The organism is Variovorax sp. HW608 (assembly GCF_900090195.1).
Lineage (GTDB): Bacteria > Pseudomonadota > Gammaproteobacteria > Burkholderiales > Burkholderiaceae_C > Variovorax.
In genome coordinates, this window is the sequence record NZ_LT607803.1 from 3,805,774 (window position 1) to 3,827,479 (window position 21,706).

At 67.0% G+C, this 21,706-nt stretch carries 24 protein-coding genes; 13 read left to right on the plus strand and 11 right to left on the minus strand.

Annotated features, from left to right (window positions below; translation table 11 throughout):
• From VAR608DRAFT_RS17930 to VAR608DRAFT_RS17955, 6 genes are read right to left on the minus strand one after another with little or no spacing between them, the layout of a single operon-like run.
• Entirely contained in the window at positions 1 to 1,809 is a 1,809-nt protein-coding gene (locus tag VAR608DRAFT_RS17930; protein ID WP_088955285.1) for a branched-chain amino acid ABC transporter ATP-binding protein/permease, read from the minus strand.
• A gap of 1 nt (position 1,810) precedes the next feature.
• Complete coding sequence (locus tag VAR608DRAFT_RS17935) at positions 1,811 to 2,851, minus strand: branched-chain amino acid ABC transporter permease (protein WP_088955286.1); 1,041 nt, start codon at positions 2,849 to 2,851, stop codon at positions 1,811 to 1,813.
• Positions 2,852 to 2,882: 31 nt separating this feature from the next.
• Entirely contained in the window at positions 2,883 to 4,025 is a 1,143-nt protein-coding gene (locus VAR608DRAFT_RS17940; protein ID WP_088955287.1) for an ABC transporter substrate-binding protein, read from the minus strand.
• A gap of 35 nt (positions 4,026 to 4,060) precedes the next feature.
• On the minus strand, positions 4,061 to 4,825 hold the full coding sequence (locus VAR608DRAFT_RS17945; RefSeq protein WP_088955288.1) for an SDR family NAD(P)-dependent oxidoreductase: 765 nt from the start codon (positions 4,823 to 4,825) through the stop codon (positions 4,061 to 4,063).
• Positions 4,826 to 4,848: 23 nt separating this feature from the next.
• Positions 4,849 to 6,735, minus strand: coding sequence for a feruloyl-CoA synthase (locus VAR608DRAFT_RS17950; protein WP_088955289.1), 1,887 nt, complete (start codon positions 6,733 to 6,735; stop codon positions 4,849 to 4,851).
• Between the two features lie 17 nt (positions 6,736 to 6,752).
• Positions 6,753 to 7,526, minus strand: coding sequence for a crotonase/enoyl-CoA hydratase family protein (locus VAR608DRAFT_RS17955; RefSeq protein WP_088955290.1), 774 nt, complete (start codon positions 7,524 to 7,526; stop codon positions 6,753 to 6,755).
• A gap of 115 nt (positions 7,527 to 7,641) precedes the next feature.
• On the opposite strand from VAR608DRAFT_RS17955, the gene VAR608DRAFT_RS17960 reads away from it, so the two are divergent.
• Entirely contained in the window at positions 7,642 to 8,511 is an 870-nt protein-coding gene (locus VAR608DRAFT_RS17960) for an amidohydrolase family protein (protein ID WP_088955291.1), read from the plus strand.
• Positions 8,512 to 8,631: 120 nt separating this feature from the next.
• Here the strand turns inward: VAR608DRAFT_RS17960 and kefC are convergent, their stop codons facing one another.
• The gene (kefC, locus tag VAR608DRAFT_RS17965; RefSeq protein ID WP_088955292.1) at positions 8,632 to 10,461 is read right to left on the minus strand and encodes a glutathione-regulated potassium-efflux system protein KefC; all 1,830 of its coding nucleotides are present in this window, start codon (positions 10,459 to 10,461) and stop codon (positions 8,632 to 8,634) included.
• Between the two features lie 2 nt (positions 10,462 to 10,463).
• Entirely contained in the window at positions 10,464 to 11,102 is a 639-nt protein-coding gene (gene kefF / locus VAR608DRAFT_RS17970; RefSeq protein ID WP_088955293.1) for a glutathione-regulated potassium-efflux system oxidoreductase KefF, read from the minus strand.
• Between the two features lie 67 nt (positions 11,103 to 11,169).
• Here kefF and VAR608DRAFT_RS17975 point away from each other — a divergent pair, with 67 nt between their 5' ends.
• Positions 11,170 to 11,790 carry a ParA family protein gene (locus VAR608DRAFT_RS17975; protein WP_088958839.1) on the plus strand — a complete coding sequence of 207 codons (621 nt, stop codon included), beginning with the start codon at positions 11,170 to 11,172 and terminating at the stop codon, positions 11,788 to 11,790.
• Positions 11,791 to 11,873: 83 nt separating this feature from the next.
• Positions 11,874 to 12,332 (plus strand): MaoC family dehydratase, encoded by a 459-nt coding sequence (locus VAR608DRAFT_RS17980; RefSeq protein ID WP_172843866.1) that lies wholly within the window; start codon positions 11,874 to 11,876, stop codon positions 12,330 to 12,332.
• A 6-nt stretch (positions 12,333 to 12,338) separates the two neighbouring features.
• Here the strand turns inward: VAR608DRAFT_RS17980 and VAR608DRAFT_RS17985 are convergent, their stop codons facing one another.
• Together VAR608DRAFT_RS17985 and VAR608DRAFT_RS17990 are read right to left on the minus strand one after the other, a co-directional pair.
• A complete protein-coding gene (locus tag VAR608DRAFT_RS17985) occupies positions 12,339 to 12,800 on the minus strand; it encodes a tRNA (cytidine(34)-2'-O)-methyltransferase (protein ID WP_088955295.1) in 462 nt (153 codons plus the stop codon).
• Between the two features lie 29 nt (positions 12,801 to 12,829).
• Entirely contained in the window at positions 12,830 to 13,546 is a 717-nt protein-coding gene (locus VAR608DRAFT_RS17990) for a ComF family protein (RefSeq protein ID WP_088955296.1), read from the minus strand.
• A 22-nt stretch (positions 13,547 to 13,568) separates the two neighbouring features.
• Between VAR608DRAFT_RS17990 and VAR608DRAFT_RS17995 the strand changes: the two genes are divergently transcribed.
• From VAR608DRAFT_RS17995 to VAR608DRAFT_RS18025, 8 genes are all read left to right on the plus strand, one after another.
• Positions 13,569 to 14,483, plus strand: a complete 915-nt coding sequence (locus VAR608DRAFT_RS17995; protein ID WP_088955297.1) for a biotin synthase — start codon at positions 13,569 to 13,571, stop codon at positions 14,481 to 14,483.
• Between the two features lie 120 nt (positions 14,484 to 14,603).
• On the plus strand, positions 14,604 to 15,080 hold the full coding sequence (locus VAR608DRAFT_RS18000) for a DUF2244 domain-containing protein (RefSeq protein WP_088958840.1): 477 nt from the start codon (positions 14,604 to 14,606) through the stop codon (positions 15,078 to 15,080).
• A gap of 65 nt (positions 15,081 to 15,145) precedes the next feature.
• A complete protein-coding gene (gene coxB / locus VAR608DRAFT_RS18005) occupies positions 15,146 to 16,324 on the plus strand; it encodes a cytochrome c oxidase subunit II (RefSeq protein WP_088955298.1) in 1,179 nt (392 codons plus the stop codon).
• A 41-nt stretch (positions 16,325 to 16,365) separates the two neighbouring features.
• Positions 16,366 to 18,003 carry a cytochrome c oxidase subunit I gene (gene ctaD / locus VAR608DRAFT_RS18010; RefSeq protein ID WP_088955299.1) on the plus strand — a complete coding sequence of 546 codons (1,638 nt, stop codon included), beginning with the start codon at positions 16,366 to 16,368 and terminating at the stop codon, positions 18,001 to 18,003.
• A 13-nt stretch (positions 18,004 to 18,016) separates the two neighbouring features.
• Complete coding sequence (locus tag VAR608DRAFT_RS38040) at positions 18,017 to 18,127, plus strand: cytochrome oxidase small assembly protein (RefSeq protein ID WP_443082943.1); 111 nt, start codon at positions 18,017 to 18,019, stop codon at positions 18,125 to 18,127.
• A gap of 11 nt (positions 18,128 to 18,138) precedes the next feature.
• Positions 18,139 to 18,768 (plus strand): cytochrome c oxidase assembly protein, encoded by a 630-nt coding sequence (locus tag VAR608DRAFT_RS18015; protein WP_088955300.1) that lies wholly within the window; start codon positions 18,139 to 18,141, stop codon positions 18,766 to 18,768.
• A complete protein-coding gene (locus VAR608DRAFT_RS18020; RefSeq protein ID WP_088955301.1) occupies positions 18,765 to 18,977 on the plus strand; it encodes a DUF2970 domain-containing protein in 213 nt (70 codons plus the stop codon). Before VAR608DRAFT_RS18015 ends, VAR608DRAFT_RS18020 begins: the two co-directional genes overlap by 4 nt.
• 52 nt (positions 18,978 to 19,029) lie before the next feature.
• Complete coding sequence (locus VAR608DRAFT_RS18025; protein ID WP_088955302.1) at positions 19,030 to 19,911, plus strand: cytochrome c oxidase subunit 3; 882 nt, start codon at positions 19,030 to 19,032, stop codon at positions 19,909 to 19,911.
• A gap of 71 nt (positions 19,912 to 19,982) precedes the next feature.
• Here VAR608DRAFT_RS18025 and VAR608DRAFT_RS18030 read toward each other — a convergent pair whose 3' ends face one another.
• Positions 19,983 to 20,204 (minus strand): twin transmembrane helix small protein, encoded by a 222-nt coding sequence (locus VAR608DRAFT_RS18030; RefSeq protein ID WP_088955303.1) that lies wholly within the window; start codon positions 20,202 to 20,204, stop codon positions 19,983 to 19,985.
• A gap of 36 nt (positions 20,205 to 20,240) precedes the next feature.
• Here VAR608DRAFT_RS18030 and VAR608DRAFT_RS18035 point away from each other — a divergent pair, with 36 nt between their 5' ends.
• Together VAR608DRAFT_RS18035 and VAR608DRAFT_RS18040 are read left to right on the plus strand one after the other, a co-directional pair.
• Positions 20,241 to 21,038 carry an SURF1 family protein gene (locus VAR608DRAFT_RS18035; RefSeq protein WP_231973544.1) on the plus strand — a complete coding sequence of 266 codons (798 nt, stop codon included), beginning with the start codon at positions 20,241 to 20,243 and terminating at the stop codon, positions 21,036 to 21,038.
• The gene (locus tag VAR608DRAFT_RS18040; protein ID WP_088955304.1) at positions 20,980 to 21,705 is read left to right on the plus strand and encodes an SCO family protein; all 726 of its coding nucleotides are present in this window, start codon (positions 20,980 to 20,982) and stop codon (positions 21,703 to 21,705) included. The genes VAR608DRAFT_RS18035 and VAR608DRAFT_RS18040 overlap by 59 nt, the downstream gene beginning before the upstream one ends.
• Position 21,706: the final 1 nt, after the last annotated feature.

The following is a 21,706-nucleotide window of genomic DNA, read 5'->3' on the forward strand; positions in this document are numbered from 1 at the left end:
TCAGTGTTCCGTTCCGAGATACGCCGCGCGCACTTTGGGGCTTTCCTGCACTTCGGCCGGCGTGCCTTCCATCAGGTGCGTGCCGAACTCCATCACCACGATGTGGTCGCAGATGTCCATCACGAGGTCCATGTCGTGCTCGACCAGCAGGATGCTCATGCCTTCGTTGCGCAAGGTGCGCAGCACGTCGGCCAGCGCCTGCTTTTCCTTGTGCCGCAGGCCGGCCGCGGGCTCGTCGAGCAGCAGCAGGGCCGGGTCGGCGCACAGCGCGCGGGCGATCTCCAGCAGGCGCTGCTGTCCCATCGCGAGGTTGCCCGCGAGTTCGTGCAGGTAGTCCCCCATGCCGACGCGCTGCAGTTGCCGCTCGGCTTCGCGGAACAGCTGGCGCTCCTCGGCACGGTCGGTGTGCAGCATCGCGGCGACGGCGCCCTTGCCGCCGCGCAGATGCGCGCCGAGCGCGACGTTCTCCAGCACCGTCATGTCCGGCACCATCTTCACGTGCTGGAAGGTGCGCGACACGCCGCGCTCGGCAATGGCGCGCGACGAAAGACCGCCGATGGCTTCGCCGCGAAAGCGCACCTGGCCGCCCGAGAGCGAAAGCACGCCGGTGACGAGGTTGAAGGTGGTCGACTTGCCCGCGCCGTTCGGACCGATCAGGCCGACCACCTGGCCCGCGCGCGTCTGGAAGCTGATGTCGTTCACCGCCACGAGGCCGCCGAAGGTCTTGCGGATCGACTGCACGTCGAGCACGACCTCGCCTGGCGCGGGCTTGGTGCGGACCGGAAGATCCGCCGCGTCCTGCCAGTCCACCACGCGCTGCCTGCGCGGCAGCCGCCGGTCGATGAAGTCCCAGAGCCCGTCCGGCAGGTACTTGAGCACCAGCACGATCATGATCCCGAAGACGATCAGCTCGTAGCTGCCGCTGGTGCCGATGAGCTTGGGCAGCAGCACCTGCAACTGGTCCTCGAGCAGCTTGACCACGCCGGCGCCGGCGATCGCGCCCCAGACATGCGCCGCGCCGCCGAGCACCGTCATGAAGAGGTACTCGATGCCCATCTTGATGCCGAAGGGCGACGGGTTCACCGTGCGCTGGAAGTGCGCGAAGAGCCAGCCCGAGACCGACGCCAGCATGGCCGCGAGCACGAAGATGCCGACCTTGTGGCGCAGCGTGTTGACGCCCATCGCCTCGGCCATCTGCGAGCCGCCGGCCAGCGCGCGGATGGCGCGGCCGCTGCGCGAATCGAGCAGGCGGATCACCGCGAACGCCGCGAGCAGCGCGAAGGCCCAGGTGACGGCGTAGAACCCGCGCTGCTGGCCGACCTCGAGGCCGAAGAGCGCGAGGCCCTTGACGCCGAGGATGCCGTCGTACTTGCCCAGCGCCTCGAGGTTGCCCATCAGGTAGTAGAGCGACAGCGCCCAGGCGATGGTCGCGAGCGGCAGGTAGTGGCCCGACATCCGCAGCGTGATGCCGCCGATGACCGCGGCGCTGATGCCCGTCAGCGCCAGGCCGATGAACAGCGTGAGCCAGGGCGAGAGGCCGTAGTTCACGCTCAGGTAGGCGGTGGTGTAGGCGCCGATGCCGACGAAGGCCGCCTGCCCGAAGGAGGTGAGGCCGCCCACGCCGGTGAGCAGCACGAGTCCCAGCACCGGCAGCGTGTAGATGCCGATGTAGTTGAGCTGGATGATCCAGAAGTTGGGCAGCGGAAGCAGCGGCAGCAGCGCGAGGACGGCCACCAGTGCGAGCGGGCCCCAGGTGCGCAGTCGGTTCTTGCGCGCATTCGCGACGGGGAGATTCAACGTGGCCTGCATGTCAATGATCCTCATCCGAGTGGCCGCTGCGCAGCGAGCGCCACAACAGAACCGGAAGGATGATCGTGAACACGATCACTTCCTTGAACGAGCTGGCCCAGAACGAGCCGAAGGATTCGATCACCCCGACGCCGAGCGCACCCACGAGCGCGCCCGGATAGCTTGCGAGCCCCGCGATCACGCCGGCCACGAAGCCCTTGAGGCCAATCAGGAAGCCCGAGTCGTAGAAGATGGTGGTGGTGGGCCCGATCAGCAGGCCCGAGAGCGCGCCGATCAATGCTGCCATCGCGAAGGTGAGCTGCCCGGCGGCCTGCGTGGAGATGCCCATCAGCCGCGCACCGAGCCGGTTGACGGCGGTCGCGCGCAGCGCCTTGCCGTAGAGCGTGCGCTCGAAGTAGAGCCACAGCATCACGATCAGCGCGGCGGAGGCGAGGAAGATGATCACGGCCTGTCCGTTGACGTTGAGCGGCCCGATCGAGAAGCGGTCGTCCCAGAACGGCGGGTTGCGGAATCCTTCGGCGCCGAAGAACAGCAGCCCGAGCCCGGTCATCGCGAAATGCACGCCGACCGAGACGATCAGCAGCACCAGCGAACTCGCGCCCGCCAGCGACTGGTACGCCACGCGGTAGACCAGCGGCCCGAAGGCCGTGACGATGCAGAGCGTGAGAAACGCCTGCACCGCCAGCGGCAGGTTGCGCGGCGCGGCCCACGCCGACACCGCGCAGACGACGGCCGGCAGCACGAAGATGCGCGCGGCCGCCTTGATCGCCGGCGCGATGCGGCCGCGGTGACGCCAGGTGCCGACGAGCTCCATGGCGGCCGCGACGCCCGCGAGGATCAGCAGCAGCCAGACCGTGCCGGGCACCTTGCCGGTCTGGAAGATGGCGAGCGTGAGCGCGCCATAGGCGACGAACTCGCCCTGCGGGATGAAGATGACGCGGGTCACCGTGAACACGAGCACGATGCCCATGCCGAGCAGCGCGTAGATCGCCCCGTTCGTGAGTCCGTCCAGCGTCAGGATGCTGGCAATTGAGAAGTCCATGGCGGGGCTCTGCGCGATTCGCTGGCTGCGCTTACTGGGGTTGCTCGACCTTGAACTGGCCGCCCACGACCTTCAGCATCACGCCGGTCTCGTTGGTGTAGCCCCAGTGGTTCTGCGGCGTCCACTCGAGCACGCCGTGCGCGATCGTCGTGCGGCCCATGGTCTCCAGCGCATCGCGCAGCGCGGCGCGGAATTCGGGCGTACCGGGCTTGGCCTTCTTGAGCGCGATCGGCACCGCCTTTTCGAGGATGGTGAGCGCATCGGCGCTGTGGGCGGCGAACTGGTTGCGCGAGTTGGGGCCGTAGGCCTTCTCGTAGCCGGTGACGAAGGCGACCGCCTGCTTCTTCGACGGATGGGTCTCGGGCAACTGCTCGGCGACCGTGGCGGGGCCGGAGACGACGAAGGTGCCCTCGGCATCCTTGCCGGCGGTGCGCATCAGGTCCTGCGTCGCGGCGGCATGGGTCTGGTAGACCTTGCCCTTGTAGCCGCGCTCCATCACCGCCTTCTGCGGCATGCCGGCGCCGCTGCCCGAGGCCACGATCAGGATCGCATCGGGATTGGCCGAGGTGAGCTTCAGCACCTGGGCGGTGACGCTGGTGTCGGCGCGGCCGAAGCGCTCGGCGGCGACGATCTTCATGCCGTTCTTCTCGGCCTCGGCGGTCAGCGCCTTGAGCCACAGTTCGCCGTAGGCGTCGGTGTAGCCGAGGAAGCCGATGGTCTTCACCTTCTGGCTCTTCATGTGCTGCACCACCGCGTAGGCCATCACGTCATTCGATTGCGGCAGGCGGAAGGTCCACTTGTCCTTGCCCGGCGGCAGGCCGGCCGGCGACGCGGCGAGCTGCACGGTGCCCGATTCGGCAGCCACGTCGGCCATCGGGATCGCGACCGGCGTCGCGGCCGAGCCGATGATGACGTCGACCTTGTCCTCGGTCACGAGGCGCTGCGCATCCTTGACGCCGGTGGTCGGGTCCGTGGCGTCGTCCAGCACCACGACCTTGAGGTTCTCGCCGGCGATGGACTTGGGCCACAGCGCGATCTGGTTCTTCATCGGAATGCCGAGGCCCGAGGCCGGGCCGGTGAGCGGCAGCACCACGCCCACGGTGAGGTCGGCATGCGCGATGCCGAAGAGGCCGAGCGCGAGCGCGGCAGCGAGGGTTGCTTTCTTGAAGTTCATGTTGACTGTCTCCTTGGGGTCGCTACGAAAGTGGTTCAGCGCGGGGCCATGCGCAGCGCGCCGTCGAGGCGGATGACTTCGCCGTTCAAGTGGCCGTTGGTCACGATGTGGCAGGCCAGTTCGGCGAATTCCGAAGGCTTGCCAAGGCGCGGCGGGAAGGGGATCGACGCGGCGAGCGACTGCTGCACGGGCTCCGGCAGTTCCTTGAGCAGCGGCGTCGCGAACAGCCCCGGCGCGATCGTGCACACGCGGATGCCGTGCTGCGCGAGGTCGCGCGCCATCGGCAGCGTCATGCCGACCAGTCCGCCCTTCGAGGCGCTGTAGGCCTGCTGGCCGACCTGACCGTCGAAGGCCGCGACCGATGCGGTGAACAGCATCACGCCGCGCTCGCCGCCTTCGAGCGGTTCGAGCTTCGCGCAGCGTGCTGCGTACAGGCGGCTGATGTTGTAGGCACCGATCAGGTTGACGTTGACCACGCGCACGAAGTCTTCCAGCGGTGCGGCGTTGCCATCCTTGCCCACGATGCGCTTGGCGCTGCCGATGCCGGCGACATTCATCAGGATGCGCGCGGGGCCGTGCGCGGCCTCGGCCTTGTCGAGCGCCGCGTTGACGCTGTCGGCCTGCGTGATGTCGCAGACGCAGGAGATGCCGCCGATCTCGGCCGCCACCTTTTCCGCGAGCGCGGCGTTCACGTCCAGTACGGCGACCTTGGCGCCGAGTCGCGCGAGCTCGCGCGCGGTCGCTTCGCCGAGGCCGGAGGCGCCGCCGGTGACGAGCGCGGCTTGTCCTTGGATGTTCATGGCTTGTGTCTCCGTGGGGTCTGTTACTGGGGCTTCAACGTGAAAGGCAGCGTGTCGGCATGCAGGGAATCCACCAGTTCGCCGCGGTGCTTGAGCACGGCGCGCTGGTTGATCGAGCCCTTGTCGGTCACTTCGCCCTTGTCGATCGAGGGCGGCTCCGAAACGATATGGGCGCGCGCGATGCGGTTGGCGCTGCCGGTGCTCGACGCGGCGAGCGTGTCGAGCATTTGCTGCAGCTGCGCCTGCACCGGCGCGCTTTCGACCACGTCCTGCATCGGCGCGTCGGATGCGAGGCCTGCGAGCTGGCGCACCGCCTGCGTCGGGAAGATCAGCGCGCCGACTTCCTTCAGGTTGAGGCCGGTCAGCACCACGTCCTGCACGTAGGGCGCACCGGCGGCGATGATCCTCGCGCGCAGCGGGCCGACGCTCACGAAGGTGCCGGTGGCGAGCTTGAAGTCCTCGGCGATGCGGCCGTCGAAGCGCAGGCCGCGGTGCACGTCGTTCTCGTCGATCCACTTCACCGCGTCGCCGGTGCAGAGGAAGCCTTCCTCGTCGAAGGCCTCGCGCGTGGCTTCCGGCGAGCGCCAGTAGCCCGGCGTGACGTTGGGCCCGCGGTAGCGCACCTCGACCTTGCCGTCGACCTCGATGAGCTTGAGCGTCATGCCCGGCGTCGGCACGCCGACATCGCCGGCGCGCACGTCGGGGCTGTTGATGAACATCGCCGAAGGGCCGGATTCGGTCATGCCGAGGCCGGTCGCCATCACGATGCGCTCGCCGATCTCGGCTTCCTGGATCGAATGGAGCAGGTCCCACACCGGCTGCGCCAGCGCCGCGCCGGAGTAGAAGAACATGCGCACGCGCGACAGCAGCGTCTTGCGCAGCTGCGCATCGGTGCGCATCGCATTGGCGATGGCCTCGAAGCCGGTCGGCACGTTGAAGTACACCGTCGGCGCGATCTCGCGCAGATTGCGCAGGGTCTCGGCCATGCCCGCGGGCGTCGGCTTGCCGTCGTCGATGTAGAGCGTGCCGCCGTGGTAGATCGTGATGCCGACGTTGTGGTTGCTGCCGAAGGTGTGGTTCCAGGGCAGCCAGTCGACGAGCACCGGCGGCTCGTCGGCGAGCGAGGGCATCGACTGCGCGATCTGCACCTGGTTGGCGCACCACATGCGCTGCGTGTTGATCACCGCCTTGGGCATCTTGGTCGAGCCCGAGGTGAAGAGGAACTTGGTGATCGTGTCCGGCCCGGTGGCCGCCATGGCCGCATCGACCGCCGGCGTGGCGGGGGTGTCGAGCAGGCTCTGGAACGTGGTGACCGCGCGGCCCGCGAGATCGGGCGACGGCGTTTCGCGGTGCAGCACCACTTCCACATCGGCCGGCACGACGGCGGCGATCGCGCGGCCGAAGCGCGCCGCGTCGCTCGCGAACACCAGCCCCGGCGTCAGCGTGTTGAAGATGTGGCGCAGCTTCTCGTAGTCCTGGCTGACGGTCGAGTAGGCAGGCGATGCCGGGCAATAGGGGATGCCGGCATAGATGCAGCCGAGCGCGAGCTGCGCATGCTCGAGGCTGTTCTCGCTCAGGATCATCACCGGCCGCTCGGCGTTGAGGCCGCGGTTGAGCAGCCCCTGGCCGATGCGGCGCGCGTCCTGCAGCACCTTCGCGTAGCTGAGGTGCTGCCATTCGCCGGTCGTGCCGTCTGCCAACTGCTGGCGCCGGGCCATGAAGCTGCGGTCGGGCGCGGTCTCGGCCCAATGCATCAGGCGATCGGTGATGCGCTCGGCATAGCTGCCAAGCGGCTCGGCCGCTTCGAGATAGCGCACGCCGGCGGCGCCTTCACGCACGTTGACGTGGCGCACGCCGAAAGTGACCGGCCGGTAGCGCGGCGAGATGGTGGGTTGGCGAGTGGCTGACATGGGGATTCCGGAATGTCTCAGTTCTTCTGCACTTTGTTCGCTTTGCCTTCCAGGAAGGCGCGCACGCGCTCCTTGGCGTCGGGCGCGCTCTGGGCGATGCCGGCCATCAGGGCTTCGGTGAAGAAGCCGTGGTCGGCCGGCTGCTCGGCGATGCGCGGCAGCGCGTGCATCAGCGCGTAGTTGGTCAGCGGTGCGTTCGTCGCGACGCGCCTGGCGAGTTCGACGGCCTTGTCGAAAGCGGCGCCCTCGGCAACCAGGTATTGCGCAAAGCCGGCGCGCTCGCCTTCCTCGGCGTTGTAGACGCGGCCGGTGAGCATCATGTCGGTCATGCGCGCCGCGCCGATGAGCTTGGGAATGCGGACCGAACCGCCGCCGCCGACGAAGATGCCGCGCGAGCCTTCGGGCAGTGCGTAGAAGGTGGTGCTGTCGGCGACGCGGATGTGGCAGGCGCTGGCGAGTTCCAGGCCGCCGCCGACCACCGCGCCGTGCAGCGCCGCGATCACCGGCACCGGGCCGTGCTGCACGAGGTCGAGCGCCGCATGCCACATGCGCGAATGGATGAGGCCCTGGCCGGCGTCGCGCTCCTGCAGCTCGGACAGATCGAGCCCGGCGCAGAAATGCGGGCCCTCGCCGTCGATGACCGCGGCGCGCACCGAGGACGGCAGGTTTTCGAAGGTGTTGCGCAGCGCCAGGATCAGCGCGTCGGACAGCGCGTTGCGTTTGCTGGCGCGGGTGAGGCGGACGATGGCGATGTCGTCCTGGAGTTCGAGCTGGAGATCGGTGTGGGTCATGATTGCATTCCGGGTTGCGATCGATTATGGTTATGAAAAATAACCAATTCAAGCCGCACATGGACCCGCGGCATGAGGACTTACCCTAAGCCTAAAACCCGTTGGAGACAACGCCATGGACTACGAGAACCTGATCGCCATCGACACCCACACGCACGCCGAAGTGAGCTGCTGGAACCCCTTCGACAACTATGGCGAGGAATACGACCGCGCGGCCGACAAATACTTCCGTTCGAGCCGCCGCCCGACCATCCAGGAAAGCATCGACTACTACCGCGAACGCAAGATCGGCCTCGTGATGTTCATGGTCGACGCGGAGTCGAACCTCGGCCGCCGGCGCATCCCGAACGAGGAGATCGCCGAGGCGGCGCAGAAGAACCCGGACATCATGATCGCCTTCGCGAGCATCGATCCCCACAAGGGCAAGATGGGCGCGCGCGAGTCGCGGCGGCTCATCGAGGAGCACGGCGTCAAGGGCTTCAAGTTCCACCCGACGGTGCAGGGCTATCACCCCTACGACCGGATGGCCTGGCCGATCTACGAAGTCATCGCCGAATACGGCCTGCCGGCGGTGTTCCACACCGGCCACAGCGGCATCGGTTCCGGCATGCGCTGCGGCGGCGGGCTGCGGCTCGAGTACAGCAACCCGATGCACCTCGACGACGTCGCGATCGACTTCCCCGACATGCAGATCGTCATGGCGCACCCGAGCTTCCCGTGGCAGGACGAGGCGCTCAGCGTGGCGACGCACAAGCCCAACGTGTGGATCGACCTCTCCGGCTGGAGCCCCAAGTACTTTCCGAAGCAGCTCGTGCAGTACGCCAACACGCTGCTCAAGGACCGCGTGCTCTTCGGCAGCGACTACCCGCTGATCACGCCCGACCGCTGGATGAAGGATTTCGAGGAAGCCGGCTTCAAGCCCGAGGTGATGCCCGGCATCCTCAAGGACAACGCAGTGCGCCTGCTGAAGCTCGCCGCCAAGTAGGTTCGTAGCAGTACAGCCGAGACCAGGAACCCCGCGGAACCGGCTCTGCCGGGCCGCCGGGGTTGCCCCCGGAGAGGGGGTGTCCGAGCCACACGCAGTGGGCGAGGCTGGGGGTGAGCTTCAGTTTCGGTCCCAGTCGACATGGGTCCGCTGCCGCCGCTCTTCGCGCTCGCGCGCCATCTGCTCCTGGAACTGCTGGCGGCCTTCCTTGGCCACCGCGATCAGCTTGGCGCGGTCCTTGTAGTGCGGATAGGTCTCGTGCATGAGCTGGATGTTGCGCAGGCGAAAGCGCATCGCCGTTTCGCGCGCCTCGTGCGCCGGCCAGCCCAGCCCTTCGAGCACCGAGCGGCCGCTGCGCAGCGATGACTCGAACATTTCGCGTTCGGCCGTCTCGATCTTGCGGTCGAGGAGCTGGTAGACATGCGCCACGTTGCGCGCCCGCGCGACGATCTTGGCGTTGGGGAAATGCTCGCGCAGCAGGTCGACGATCTTGAGCGACTGCTCGATGTCGTCCACGGCGACAACCACCACCTTGGCGGTGCCCGCGCCGGCGGTGCGCAGCAGGTCGAGCCGGGTCGCGTCGCCATAGAAGACGCGCAAACCGAATTCGCGCAGGCTTTCGATGGTGTCCGGATCGTGGTCGAGCACCGTGATCTTCAGTCCCTGCGCGATCAGCATGCGGCCGATGATCTGTCCGTAGCGGCCGAATCCGCAGATGACCACCTTCGCATCCTGCTGCTCGGAGATCTCCTCCATGGCGCTCGGCGCCTGGATGCCGTGGCGCGCCAGCACCCACTTGTCGATCGCCACCAGCAGCAGCGGCGAAAGCAGCATCGACAGCGCGACCGCGCCGATGAGGAACGAGGCCACGTCGGGCGGCAGCACGTCCGGCCCGGCCGCCTGGAACACCACGAAGGCGAATTCGCCACCCTGCGCGAGCAGCAGCGTGAACACCGGACGTTCCTGGTAAGCCAGGTGCATCAGCCTGGCGAGTCCATGGATCACGGCGGCCTTCAGCACCATGAAGCCGACGACGACCATCGCCATCAGCAGCGGATGCGCGAGCAGCACGCCGAAGTCGATGCTCATCCCCACCGCGATGAAGAAGAGGCCGAGCAGCAGGCCCTTGAAAGGCTCGATGTCGGTCTCGAGTTCGCGCCGGTACTCGCTTTCGGCCAGCAGCACGCCGGCCAGGAAGGCGCCCAGCGCCATCGACAGGCCGATGGACTGCATCAGCGCGGCGATGGCGACCACCAGCAGCAGCGAGGCGGCCGTGAAGATCTCCGGCGACTTGCTGCGCGCGATCCAGCGCAGCAGGGGCCGCAGGGCCAGCCGGCCGCCGATCACGATGGCGGCGATCACCGCGACGATCTTCAGGCCCTCCACCAGCCGGGCGATGCCGCCGAGGCCCGTGTCGGCATCGTGGCCGGCCGCGAGCAGCGGCAGCAGCGCGAGGATCGGGATCGCCGCCACGTCCTGGAACAGCAGGATCGAGAAACCCGCCTGCCCGCTTGGCGTCGGCAGCAGGTTGCGCTCGCCGAACACCTGCAGCGCGATCGCGGTCGAGGACAGCGCCAGTCCCAGCGCGGCCACGAGCGCGACGCGCCAGCTGGCCCCGGCCAGCCAGCCGGCCAGGAAGAGCACCGCGGCGCAGCCCAGCACCTGCGCCGAGCCCCAGCCGAAGATCGGTCCGCGCAGGCTCCACAGGCGCCTGGGCTCCAGCTCGAGGCCGACGAGGAACAGCATCAGCACCACGCCGAACTCGGCGAAATGGAGGATGTCCTCGACGTTCGTCACCAGCCCGAGCCCCCACGGACCGATGGCGATGCCGGCCGCGAGGTACCCGATGATCGAACCCAGCCCGATCGCCTTGGACAGCGGCACGACCAGCACCGCGGCACCGAGGTAGATGAGCGAGTTGAGCAGCCAGCCCGGCAGGTGGTGTTCCATCGTCAGGTCTCTTCCTGGCCGACAGGCCGGTCGGTTTCAGGCACCACGCAACTCGCACATTCGCCGAGGTCTTCCAGCTCGGGCCAGGTCGGGTAGGTCTGCAGCCGGTCCCGGAAGACGGCCACGTGTTCGGCCACCGCGGCATCCGACGCGCTGCGCGCGCCATGGAAGATCAGCGGCGGCAGGAAGCGCATGCCGCACAGGGCGGCCGTCTGCTCGTACGGCGGCAGGAAGGCGTCGAAGAAGTAGCGGTTGTAGCGCTGCGGGTGGTAGCTCTCTTCCGGCCCGCCGGTGGTCGCGACGAGCCAGAAGTCCTTGCCTTCGAGCTTGTTGCCGCCCTTGCCGTAGGCCCAGCCGTAGCTGAAGACGTCGTCCAGCCAGAGCTTCTGCAGCGACGGCATCGAGTACCACTGGATGGGATGCAGCAGCACCAGCATTTCGGCGCGGGCGAGGCGGGCCTGCTCGGTCTTCACGTCGACCGCGTAATCGGGGTAGCTGTCGTAGAGGTCGTTCACGTCGACGCCCGGAATGCCGCGTGACGCCTTGAGCAACTGGAGGTTGACGCGCGAATCGCGCCATCGGGGGTGCGCGGCGATCACATAGATGCGGGGGGCGCTTTCCGTGCTTGTTGTTGTGGGCATTCCCGGAACATAGCGCACTCGGCTGGCAGCTACCATGACGCCTGTCTTCAGCCTCGAGGAGTCACAGATGCCGGTGGTCCTGGTCGCCAATCCCAAGGGTGGGGTCGGAAAATCCACGCTTGCGACGAACATCGCGGGGTACTTCGCCAGCCGCGGCCATGCGGTGATGCTGGGCGACATCGATCGCCAGCAGTCGTCCCGGCTCTGGCTTGGCCTGCGGCCCCCCGAGGCGCGCGAGATCAGGACCTGGGAGGCTTCGGAGGACGGCGACGTGGTCCGGCCGCCGCGCGGCACGACGCATGCCGTCATCGACACGCCGGCGGGGCTGCACGGTTCGCGCTTCAAGGAGGTGGTCGCGCTCGCCGACAAGTTGCTGGTGCCGCTTCAGCCGAGCATCTTCGACATCTACGCGACGCGCGACTTCCTGGACAAGCTGCTTTCGCACCGCCGCGCCGAGAAGACCCAGATCGCGCTGGTCGGCATGCGGGTGGATGCGCGCACGCTCGCGGCCGACCGGCTGCGCGAATTCGTCGCCGGCCTCGACGTGCCGGTTCTCGGCGAACTGCGCGACACGCAGCACTATGTGCAGCTCGCGGCGCGTGGGCTGACGCTGTTCGACATCGCGCCCGGCCGGGTCCAGCGCGATCTGGAGCAATGGGAGCCCATTTGCCGCTGGCTGGACCAGTGACTTCGCCGGGTGCTGGTTTTCCCTAGAGGCGCATGTCGCCGCGCGGACAAGAGCCGCGCAGACCCGCCGCTAAAGTGAACCGCATGCAAAAGACCTTCCAGACCCTTCAGGATCTGGCCGCATGCGTCGGCCAGGAAGTCGCGGTGAGCGAGTGGATCACCGTCACGCAGGAACAGGTCAACCTGTTCGCCGAAGCGACCGGCGATCATCAATGGATTCACGTCGATGTCGAAAAGGCCAAGGCCGGGCCCTTCGGCGGACCGATCGCGCATGGTTTCCTGACGCTCTCGCTGGTGCCGCGCATCTTCGATTCCTCCATCAGCGTGGTCGAGTCGGGCATGGGCGTGAACTACGGCTTGAACCGCGTGCGCTTCATGTCGCCGGTGCCGGTCGGCGGGCGGGTGCGCGGTCGCCTGAAGCTGCTGTCGTCGGAGCCGATCGCAAACCACGGGCTCCAGATGACCTGGGAGGTCACGATCGAACTCGAAGGATCGGCCAAGCCGGCCTGCGTCGCCGAATCGGTGGCGCGGCGCTATCCCTGACCGTCCTTACGCAAATCCGTTCTGCCGCCAGGCCTCGAACACGGTGACCGCCACCGCGTTCGACAGGTTCAGGCTTCGCTGCCCTTCGCGCATCGGCAGACGCAGGCGCTGGGCCGGCGGGAACGAATCGCGCAGTTCGGGCGCCAGTCCGCGGGTCTCGGCGCCGAAGACGAACCAGTCGCCGGGGCGGAAAGCGATGTCGTGGACCGGCCGCGAGCCGCGCGTGGTGAGCGCGAACATCCGGTCGGCGGGAGGCCGTTCGCTGTCCAGCAATGCCTGCCAGCTCGGATGCCGCAGCACCTTCGCGTACTCGTGATAGTCGAGGCCCGCGCGACGCAGCAGCTTGTCGTCCATGGAAAAACCGAGCGGTTCGACCAGATGCAGCGTGCAGCCGGTGTTGGCCGCCAGCCGGATGACGTTGCCGGTGTTGGGCGGAATTTCGGGCTCGACGAGAACGATATGGAACATGGCGGCGATTGTCCGCGCCGGCGCGGCGATCAGGCCGGCAGGTCGGTTCGTGCCAGCACGATCGCCGTGATGTGCGAGGCGCCGCCCCGGCGCAGCACCTCGGCGGCAGTGAAGACCGATGCGCCGGTCGTCATGACATCGTCCACCAGCACGACACGCCGGTTGCGCACGGCGGCGGCCCGCAGCGGCTCGAGGGCGAACATGCCGCGCAGGTTGCGCAGCCGTTCCGCGCGTGTCAGCCGGTTCTGGGCGGGGGCGTCGCGCGTGCGCAGCAGGATCGCGGGGTCGGTGGTGTCCGGTGCGAGCCGCTTGGCCAGCTCGTGCGCCTGATTGAAGCCACGCTCGCGCATCCGGGCGGAGGTCAGCGGCATCGGCAGCACGATGTCGGCCTGTTCGATCGCTGCTTCGATCCAGGGCGCGCTTCGCAGCAGCGTGGCGAGCGGGGAGGCGAGTCCGGCGTTGCCGCGAAACTTGAATTCGGCGATGCGCTCCGGCCAGGGCCATGCATATGCGCAGGCGGCGAGGCAGGCGTCGAGCGGCGGCGGGTCCGACACGCAGGCGCCGCAGCGCGAAACGCCCGCAGGGACGGGCAGCGCACAGCTGATGCACCGCGGCATCGGCGACGCAAAGCGCGCCACGCACGCATCGCAGATCGGCTGGGCCGGCCAGGCGCGGCAGACGGCACATTGGCTCGGCAGTCCGGCCGCGATCGATGGGAAAGCCCTTTGGGCCCAGCGTCTGAGCATCCCTCAATATACTGAGCGGCCCATGCCCCCAGTCCCTCCCCATCGCCCGCCGACCATCGATGCCCCGGCGGCCGCGCGGTGGAACCGGCTCGCGCCGTCTTCGGGATCTGCGTGGCTGCACGAGGAGATCGGGCGCCGCATGGAGGACCGGCTCCAGTGGATCAAGTCCCGCCCGCGCCATTGGGCCGATTGGTCGCCGCTTCGGGGCGGACTGGAAACCCACGAGCGGGTGGCGCGCCGCTACCGGGACGCCACCGCCTACGTCATCGAGCCCGAGCCCTCGCTCGTCGTACCGACCGGGAAGTCGCTGACCGCCCCGTGGTGGACCGCCCGGCGGTGGCAGGGTGGCCAGCCGACGTTCGAGGCCCCGCCGGAAGACGGGGTGGATCTGCTCTGGGCCAACATGGCGCTGCACATGGCGGCCGATCCTGGGGCGCTGATCGGCCAGTGGCACAAGCGCGTGGCGACCGACGGCTTCCTGATGTTCTCGTGCTTCGGGCCGGACACCCTTCGGGAATTGCGCGCGCTCCACGAGCGCCTCGGCTGGCCGCCGGCGAGCCACCAGTTCACCGACATGCACGACTGGGGCGACATGCTGGTCGGGGCCGGCTTCGCCGAGCCGGTGATGGACATGGAGCGCATCGTCCTGACCTGGACCAGCGCGGACGCGGCGCTGGCCGAACTGCGATCGCTGGGCCGGAACCTCCATCCGGCGCGCTTTCCGGCGCTGCGCGGCAAGCGCTGGCGGCAGGCGCTCTGTGCGGCACTGCCCGAGCTGGCGCCAGCCGAAGAGGGCGCAGGCAAGATCGCGCTGACCTTCGAAATCATCTACGGACACGCCTTCAAGCCCGCGCCGCGGGTGGCGCTTTCCGGCGAGAGCGCGGTCTCGCTGCGCGAGATGCGCGAGATGCTTCAACGCGGTCGCCCGGGTGCGTGAGGCGGCGCTTGTTCACCGCTACAATCCGGCGCTGCGTGAACTCCGGGTATTGTCCCGTGACCGAGGCCTGTCGAACATGGGTTTGACAGCGATCGACGCACCGATTTGCTGAACTCGCCCGTGTCGAATTCCGTGTTTCGTTTTGCCACCGTTTCAGGACAGAGCGTTCATTGGTTTCTGAAACGCAATTGCTCGGTCACGCCGAGCCAGCTCGGCTGGCTGTATGCATCTATCTGCGTAGTTTCCCTAGGCATCGGCGCTTTCTTCTGGCGGGGCGGCGCGCGCCTTGTCCTACCATTCACCTGGCTCGAACTCACCGCGGTCGGGATCGCATTCATCCTTTACGCGCGCCACGCCACTGACGGCGAAAAGATCGCCCTGCAGGGCGGGCGGCTGGTGGTCGAGCTCGAGAGCGGCGGCCACTGCGAACGTACGGAATTCTTGCCGCACCAGGTGCGGGTCGAGCCCCAGGACAGCGACCGTTCGCTGATCGAGGTCTCGGGTCAAGGTCGTTCGGTCAGGGTGGGGCGCTATGTGCGCCCGGAGTTGCGCGCGGCGCTGGCGCGCGAAATTCGCATGGCATTGCGCAGCGCCTGAGGGGGCGCCGGAATGCATCACCGTGGGGACCGGTGGGTTAACTGGAAAATGAAAAAGTGAACACGATGAAGAGCAATTGGCGGAACAAGATTTGGCCAGCGAATCTGCTGCTGGCGGCCAGTGCGGCGTTCAGCGGCGCAGCACACGCAGTCAACGACCTGCCTGGCGGCCCGTCGGTGCGTCAGTTGAATCTTCCGGTGGGGGTCACCAAGATCGCCCAGGAGCAACACTTCCTCCACACCGTGATGCTGGTGCTTTGCACCATCATCTTCGTGGCCGTGTTCTCGGTCATGTTCTATTCGATCTGGAAGCACCGCAAGTCGGTCGGCCACAAGGCGGCCAACTTCCATGAGTCGGTGGTGGTCGAAGTCATCTGGACGGTCGTGCCCTTCATCATCGTGATCCTGATGGCGCTGCCCGCGACCCGGGTCCTGGTGGCGCAGAAGGACACCTCCAATTCCGACCTCACCATCAAGGTCACCGGCTACCAGTGGAAGTGGGGCTACGACTACCTCAAGGGCGAGGGCGAGGGCCTCTCGTTCATCTCGACGCTCGACGCATCGCACCGCGCGCTGTCCGATGCGGGCGCCCACGGCGACGTACCCGACAACTTCCTGCTCAAGGTCGACAACCCGCTGGTCGTGCCGGTCAATACCAAGGTCCGCGTCATCGTCACCGCCAACGACGTGATCCACGCCTTCGCGGTGCCGCAGTTCGGCGTCAAGCAGGACGCGATCCCCGGGTTCGTGCGCGACACCTGGTTCCGTGTCGAGAAGGTCGGCGACTACTTCGGCCAGTGCCAGGAACTCTGCGGCAAGGAGCACGCCTTCATGCCGATCCACGTGAAGGTGCTCGCCGCCGCCGACTACACCGCCTGGGTCGACGGCAAGCGCAAGGAAGCCGCGGCCAAGCAGGACGATCCCAACAAGGTCTGGACGCTGCCGGACATGCTGGCGCGCGGCGAGAAGGTCTACGCCGCCAACTGCGCCGCCTGCCACCAGGCCAACGGCAAGGGCGCCGGCCCGATCAAGCCGCTGGACGGCTCGCCGACCGTGCTCAACGCGGACCACAAGCTGCAGCTCCACACGGTGCTCAATGGCCAGAACAACGGCGCCATGCCTTCGTGGAAGGCGCTGAGCGACACCGACATCGCTGCCGTGGTGACCTTCACGAAGAACGCCTGGTCCAACAAGACCGGCCAGCTGGTGCAACCGGCCGAAGTGCTGGCGGAGCGCGGCAAGTAAGCCGCCCGCCCCGTGACGAAGAGTTTGCAAGGAATACCAAGATGAGCGCAGTCCTCGATCCCCACGGTCAAGCACACGGCCACGGCGACCATGCCCACGACGACCATCACCACGCGCCGACCGGCTGGCGCCGCTGGGTGTTCGCGACCAACCACAAGGACATCGGCACGCTGTACCTGCTGTTCTCGTTCACCATGCTGATGGTGGGCGGCGTGCTGGCGCTCCTGATCCGCGCCGAGCTGTTCCAGCCCGGCCTGCAACTGGTCAACCCCGAGCTGTTCAACCAGTTCACCACGATGCATGGCCTGATCATGGTGTTCGGCGCGATCATGCCGGCCTTCGTCGGCTTCGCGAACTGGATGATCCCGATGCAGATCGGCGCCTCGGACATGGCGTTCGCGCGCATGAACAACTTCAGCTTCTGGCTGCTGATCCCCGCGGCGATCATGCTCGTGGGCTCGTTCTTCATGCCCGGCGGCGCACCGGCCGCGGGCTGGACGCTGTATGCGCCTCTCACCTTGCAGATGGGCCCCTCGATGGACGCCGGCATTTTCGCGATGCACATCATGGGCGCTTCGTCGATCATGGGCTCGATCAACATCATCGTGACCATCCTCAACATGCGCGCCCCCGGCATGACGCTAATGAAGATGCCGATGTTCTGCTGGACCTGGCTCATCACCGCCTACCTGCTGATCGCGGTGATGCCGGTGCTCGCCGGCGCAATCACGATGACGCTGACCGACCGCCACTTCGGCACCAGCTTCTTCAACCCCGCCGGCGGCGGCGACCCGGTGATGTACCAGCACATCTTCTGGTTCTTCGGCCACCCCGAGGTCTACATCATGATCCTGCCGGCGTTCGGCATCGTCAGCCAGATCGTCCCGGCCTTCGCGCGCAAGAAGCTCTTCGGCTATGCGTCGATGGTGTATGCCACTTCGTCGATCGCGATCCTGTCGTTCATCGTCTGGGCGCACCACATGTTCACGACCGGCATGCCGCTCACCGGCCAGCTGTTCTTCATGTACGCGACCATGCTGATCGCGGTGCCGACCGCGGTGAAGATCTTCAACTGGATCGCGACCATGTGGCAGGGCTCGATGACCTTCGAGACGCCGATGCTGTTCGCGGTCGGCTTCATCTTCGTGTTCACGATGGGCGGCTTCACCGGCCTGATCCTCGCAGTGGCGCCGATCGACACGCAGCTGCAGGACACCTACTACGTCGTCGCCCACTTCCACTATGTGCTCGTGGCCGGCTCGCTCTATGCGATGTTCGCCGGCTTCTACTACTGGTCGCCGAAGTGGACCGGCGTGATGTACAACGAAGCGCGCGGCAAGGTCCACTTCTGGTGGTCGCTGATCTCGTTCAACGTCACCTTCTTCCCGATGCACTTCCTGGGTCTGGCCGGCATGCCCCGTCGCTATGCCGACTACCCGATGCAGTTCGCCGACTTCAATGCAGTCGCATCGGTCGGCGCGTTCGCCTTCGGTCTGGCGCAGGTCTACTTCTTCTTCTTCATCGTGCTGCCGACGATGCTCGGCAAGGGCGAGAAGGCGACCCAGAAGCCGTGGGAGGCTGCCGAGGGCCTGGAGTGGGAAGTGCCTTCGCCGGCACCGTTCCACACCTTCGAGACCCCGCCCAAGCTCGATGCCACCGCCACCAAGGTGATCGGCTGAGTCAAGGCGCGTGATGACACCCGAGCAAAAGAAGAGCAACCGCCGCCTGGGGCTGATACTGGCCTCCATCGCGCTGATGTTCTTCATCGGCTTCATCGTCCGCATGGTCTGGGTTGGGCATTAAGGGGCACCGCCATGGGCATCGGCCAGCGTATCCGCCGGGAAAACGTCCGCATGGTCAGCAAGCTGGCCGTCGTCGCGGCCGGCATGTTCGGCTTCGGCTATGCGCTGGTTCCGATGTACCGGGCCATCTGCGAGATGACCGGCATCAACATCCTCGCGCTGTCCGAACTCGAGGTGCCGGGCGGCGCTTCCGGCGGCAAGGACGTGCGCGTGCCCGCGAATACGCAGGTCGACACGAGCCGCACCATCACCGTCGAGTTCGATGCGAATGCCCATGGCCTCTGGGACTTCAAGCCCGCGCAAAGCTCGATAGAGGTGCATCCCGGCGAGCTGCACACGGTCATGTACGAATTCCAGAACGTGCAGAACCGCCGCATGGCCGCGCAGGCGATCCCGAGCTACGCGCCGCAGCAGGCGGCCCCGTACTTCAACAAGCTGCAATGCTTCTGCTTCAACCAGTACACGCTGGATCCGGGCGAGAAGAAGGAGTGGCCTGTCGCGTTCGTGATCGATCCCAAGATTTCGAAAGACGTGAAGACGATCACGCTGTCCTACACCTTCTTCGAGGTGGGCGGCAAGACGCCCCCGGCGCCGGTGGCGGCCAACGTTGCGACGCCGCCTTCGACGGAGCCGCGCTCATGACGGCGTCGCCCGAAACGCCGCCCAAGGGATCGCTGTGGCGCACGGTGCGTGCGGTCGGCTGGTCGTTCTTCGGCGTGCGCAAGGGCAGCGGATTCCAGGACGACCTCACCAAGCTCAACCCGCTTCACATCATCGCGGTCGGCCTCGTGGCCGTGGTGCTTTTTGTCGGCGCGCTGATCCTGCTCGTCCGCTGGGTCGCCACCTCGTGAAGATCAACCCCACAAGAAACTGAACCGAGAGAGAAGAAAGCCAGGACCTGATATGAGTTCAACGACGAACGGCACCACGCCCTACTACTTCGTGCCCGCGCCCTCTGCCTACCCGGTGATGGCCGCGACCGGCCTGCTCTTCGTGATTTTCGGGGCGGCCCAGTGGATCAACGGCCACCAGTGGGGCGCCTGGTCGCTGCTGCTCGGCATGATCGTCTGGCTCGGCACGCTGTTCGTGTGGTTCCGGACCGCCATCGGCGAAAGCGAAAGCGGCAAGTACGGCTACAAGGTCGACCTGTCGTACCGCTGGAGCATGAGCTGGTTCATCTTCTCGGAGGTGATGTTCTTCGGCGCCTTCTTCACCGCGCTGTGGTGGGCCCGCACGCATGCGCTGCCGTCGCTCGGCAGCCTGGACAACGCCATCCTGTGGCCTGACTTCAAGGCCGTTTGGCCGACCGTCGCCGCCGGCGTGACCGGGTCGCCCGCCGACACCGTCGAGCCGTTCCAGACCGTGGGTCCGTTCTGGCTGCCGACCATCAACACCGCGCTGCTGCTGAGCTCCGGCGTGACGCTCACGATCGCGCACCACGCGCTGCGTGCCGGCCATCGTGCGCAGACGGTGCGCTTCATGTGGCTGACGGTGCTGCTGGGCCTGGCGTTCCTCTGCGTGCAGGGCTACGAGTACCACCACCTGTACACCGAGCTGAACCTCAAGCTCAGTTCCGGCACCTACGGCTCGACGTTCTTCATGCTGACCGGCTTCCACGGCCTGCACGTGTTCATCGGCATGCTGATGCTCTTCTTCATCACCCTGCGCATTCGTGCGGGTCACTTCACGCCCGAGCGTCATTTCGGCTTCGAGGGGGCAGCCTGGTACTGGCACTTCGTCGACGTCGTGTGGCTCGGCCTTTACATCACGGTCTACTGGCTTTGAGCAGCATCGACGGCACAATAAAAAAGCGCCGCAAGGCGCTTTTTTCATGGTTCTCAGGCAACGAGAGCGATCTACTTGCCCACCGGCAAACCCCCTGGCTGGATGTATCCGAGTTTCCAGGCCACCAGGATGCACAGGAACAAAACCACCGACAGCCCGATCCGAACCGTCAGCGCGCGCGCCATGCCGCCGCTTTTGGCCCGGCCGTTGCGCCCGTCCCTCAGCATGAAGAACAGCGCGAACCCGAGGCTCGCCAGGATGCCCGCGAAGGCGAGGGCGACAAAGTACTTCATGAATCACATTATCGGCCGCAGAGACGGCCTCACGGTTTGAACACAGATATCCCTGTCGCCGCATCCCCCGCACGCCGCTCATACTTCTGGGTGGTCACGCTGGTGGCTGTCATCGCCCTCGCGGGCACCGTCTCGCTCGGGCGCTGGCAGCTCTCGCGCGCTGCGCAGAAGGAGGCCATCCAGGCGGAGATCGATGCGCAGAAAAGTCTGCCTCCGCTCGAGCAGGCCGAGTTCATGGCGCTGGACGACGCTTCGTCGTCGGCTCTGCACCGACCGGTTCGCCTGCGCGGGCTGTGGCTCGCGCCGCACACCGTCTATCTCGACAACCGGCAGATGCATGGCATCCCCGGTTTCTACGTGCTGACGCCGTTCGCCATCGAAGGCTCCAATCAGACCGTGATGGTGCAAAGGGGGTGGATCCAGCGCAATTTCACCGACAGGACCCAGCTCCAGCCTGTCGTGACGCCGTCTGGCCTGGTCGAGGTGACGGCCAGTATCGCGCCGCCGCCGGCGCGTCTGCTGGAACTGGGCAAATCCGAGCCGGGCGCACCAATGCCGGATGGCGCGGGGTCTTCCCCCATCCGGCAGAATCTCGAGCTTGAAGCGTTTCGGACCGAGACCGGTCTGCCCCTGCGGACCGATATCTCCCTGCAGCAGACCGGCGAGGCTTCCGAGGGGCTGCAGCGGGACTGGCCGGCTCCCGCGCTGGGTGTCGAAAAGCACTACGGCTATGCATTCCAGTGGTTCGGGTTGTCGGCCCTCGTCCTCATTCTCTATGTCTGGTTCCAATTCATCGCCCCCTACCGCCGCTCACGCCTTGCCCGCCGTGGCTGACGAGCCGCTCGGGCTGACGGTCCATTCGATGCCGTCGCCGCGCCAGGCGCTCGACGCTGCGGCGACGCGGCGGACGGTGACGGGGCGGTGGAAGATGATCCTGGTGCTGCTGTGTTGCGCGGCGCCGGTTATCGCCTCCTACTTCACCTACTACGTGATCCGGCCGGAGGGCCGGAGCGTCTACGGCGAGCTGATCGATCCGCAGCGCCCGATGCCGAACATCCAGGCCACCTCGGCCGACGGTGCGACGATCCCGCTCCAGGCGCTGCAAGGGCAGTGGCTGCTGATCGCGGTGGCCGACGCCGCCTGCGATTCGGTCTGCGAGCAGCAGCTCTACCTGCAGCGCCAGCTGCGCGAAAGCCTCGGGCGTGAGAAGGACCGTCTCGATCGCGTCTGGATCGTCAGCGACGCGGCGCCGCTTCCGAAGCGCCTCGAAAACGGCCTGCGCGGTGCGACAGTCGTCCGCGTGCCGGAGGCCCAGCTGGCGCAATGGCTGGCGCCCGCCGCCGGCCATGCGCTGCCGGATCACCTCTACCTGGTCGATCCGATGGGCCACTGGATGATGCGTTTCCCGCCGCGCATGGATACCGCCGGTGCGAGCCGCGCCAAGCGCGACCTCGACCGGCTGATGCGCGCCTCCGCGTCGTGGGACGAGCCGGGGCGCTGAT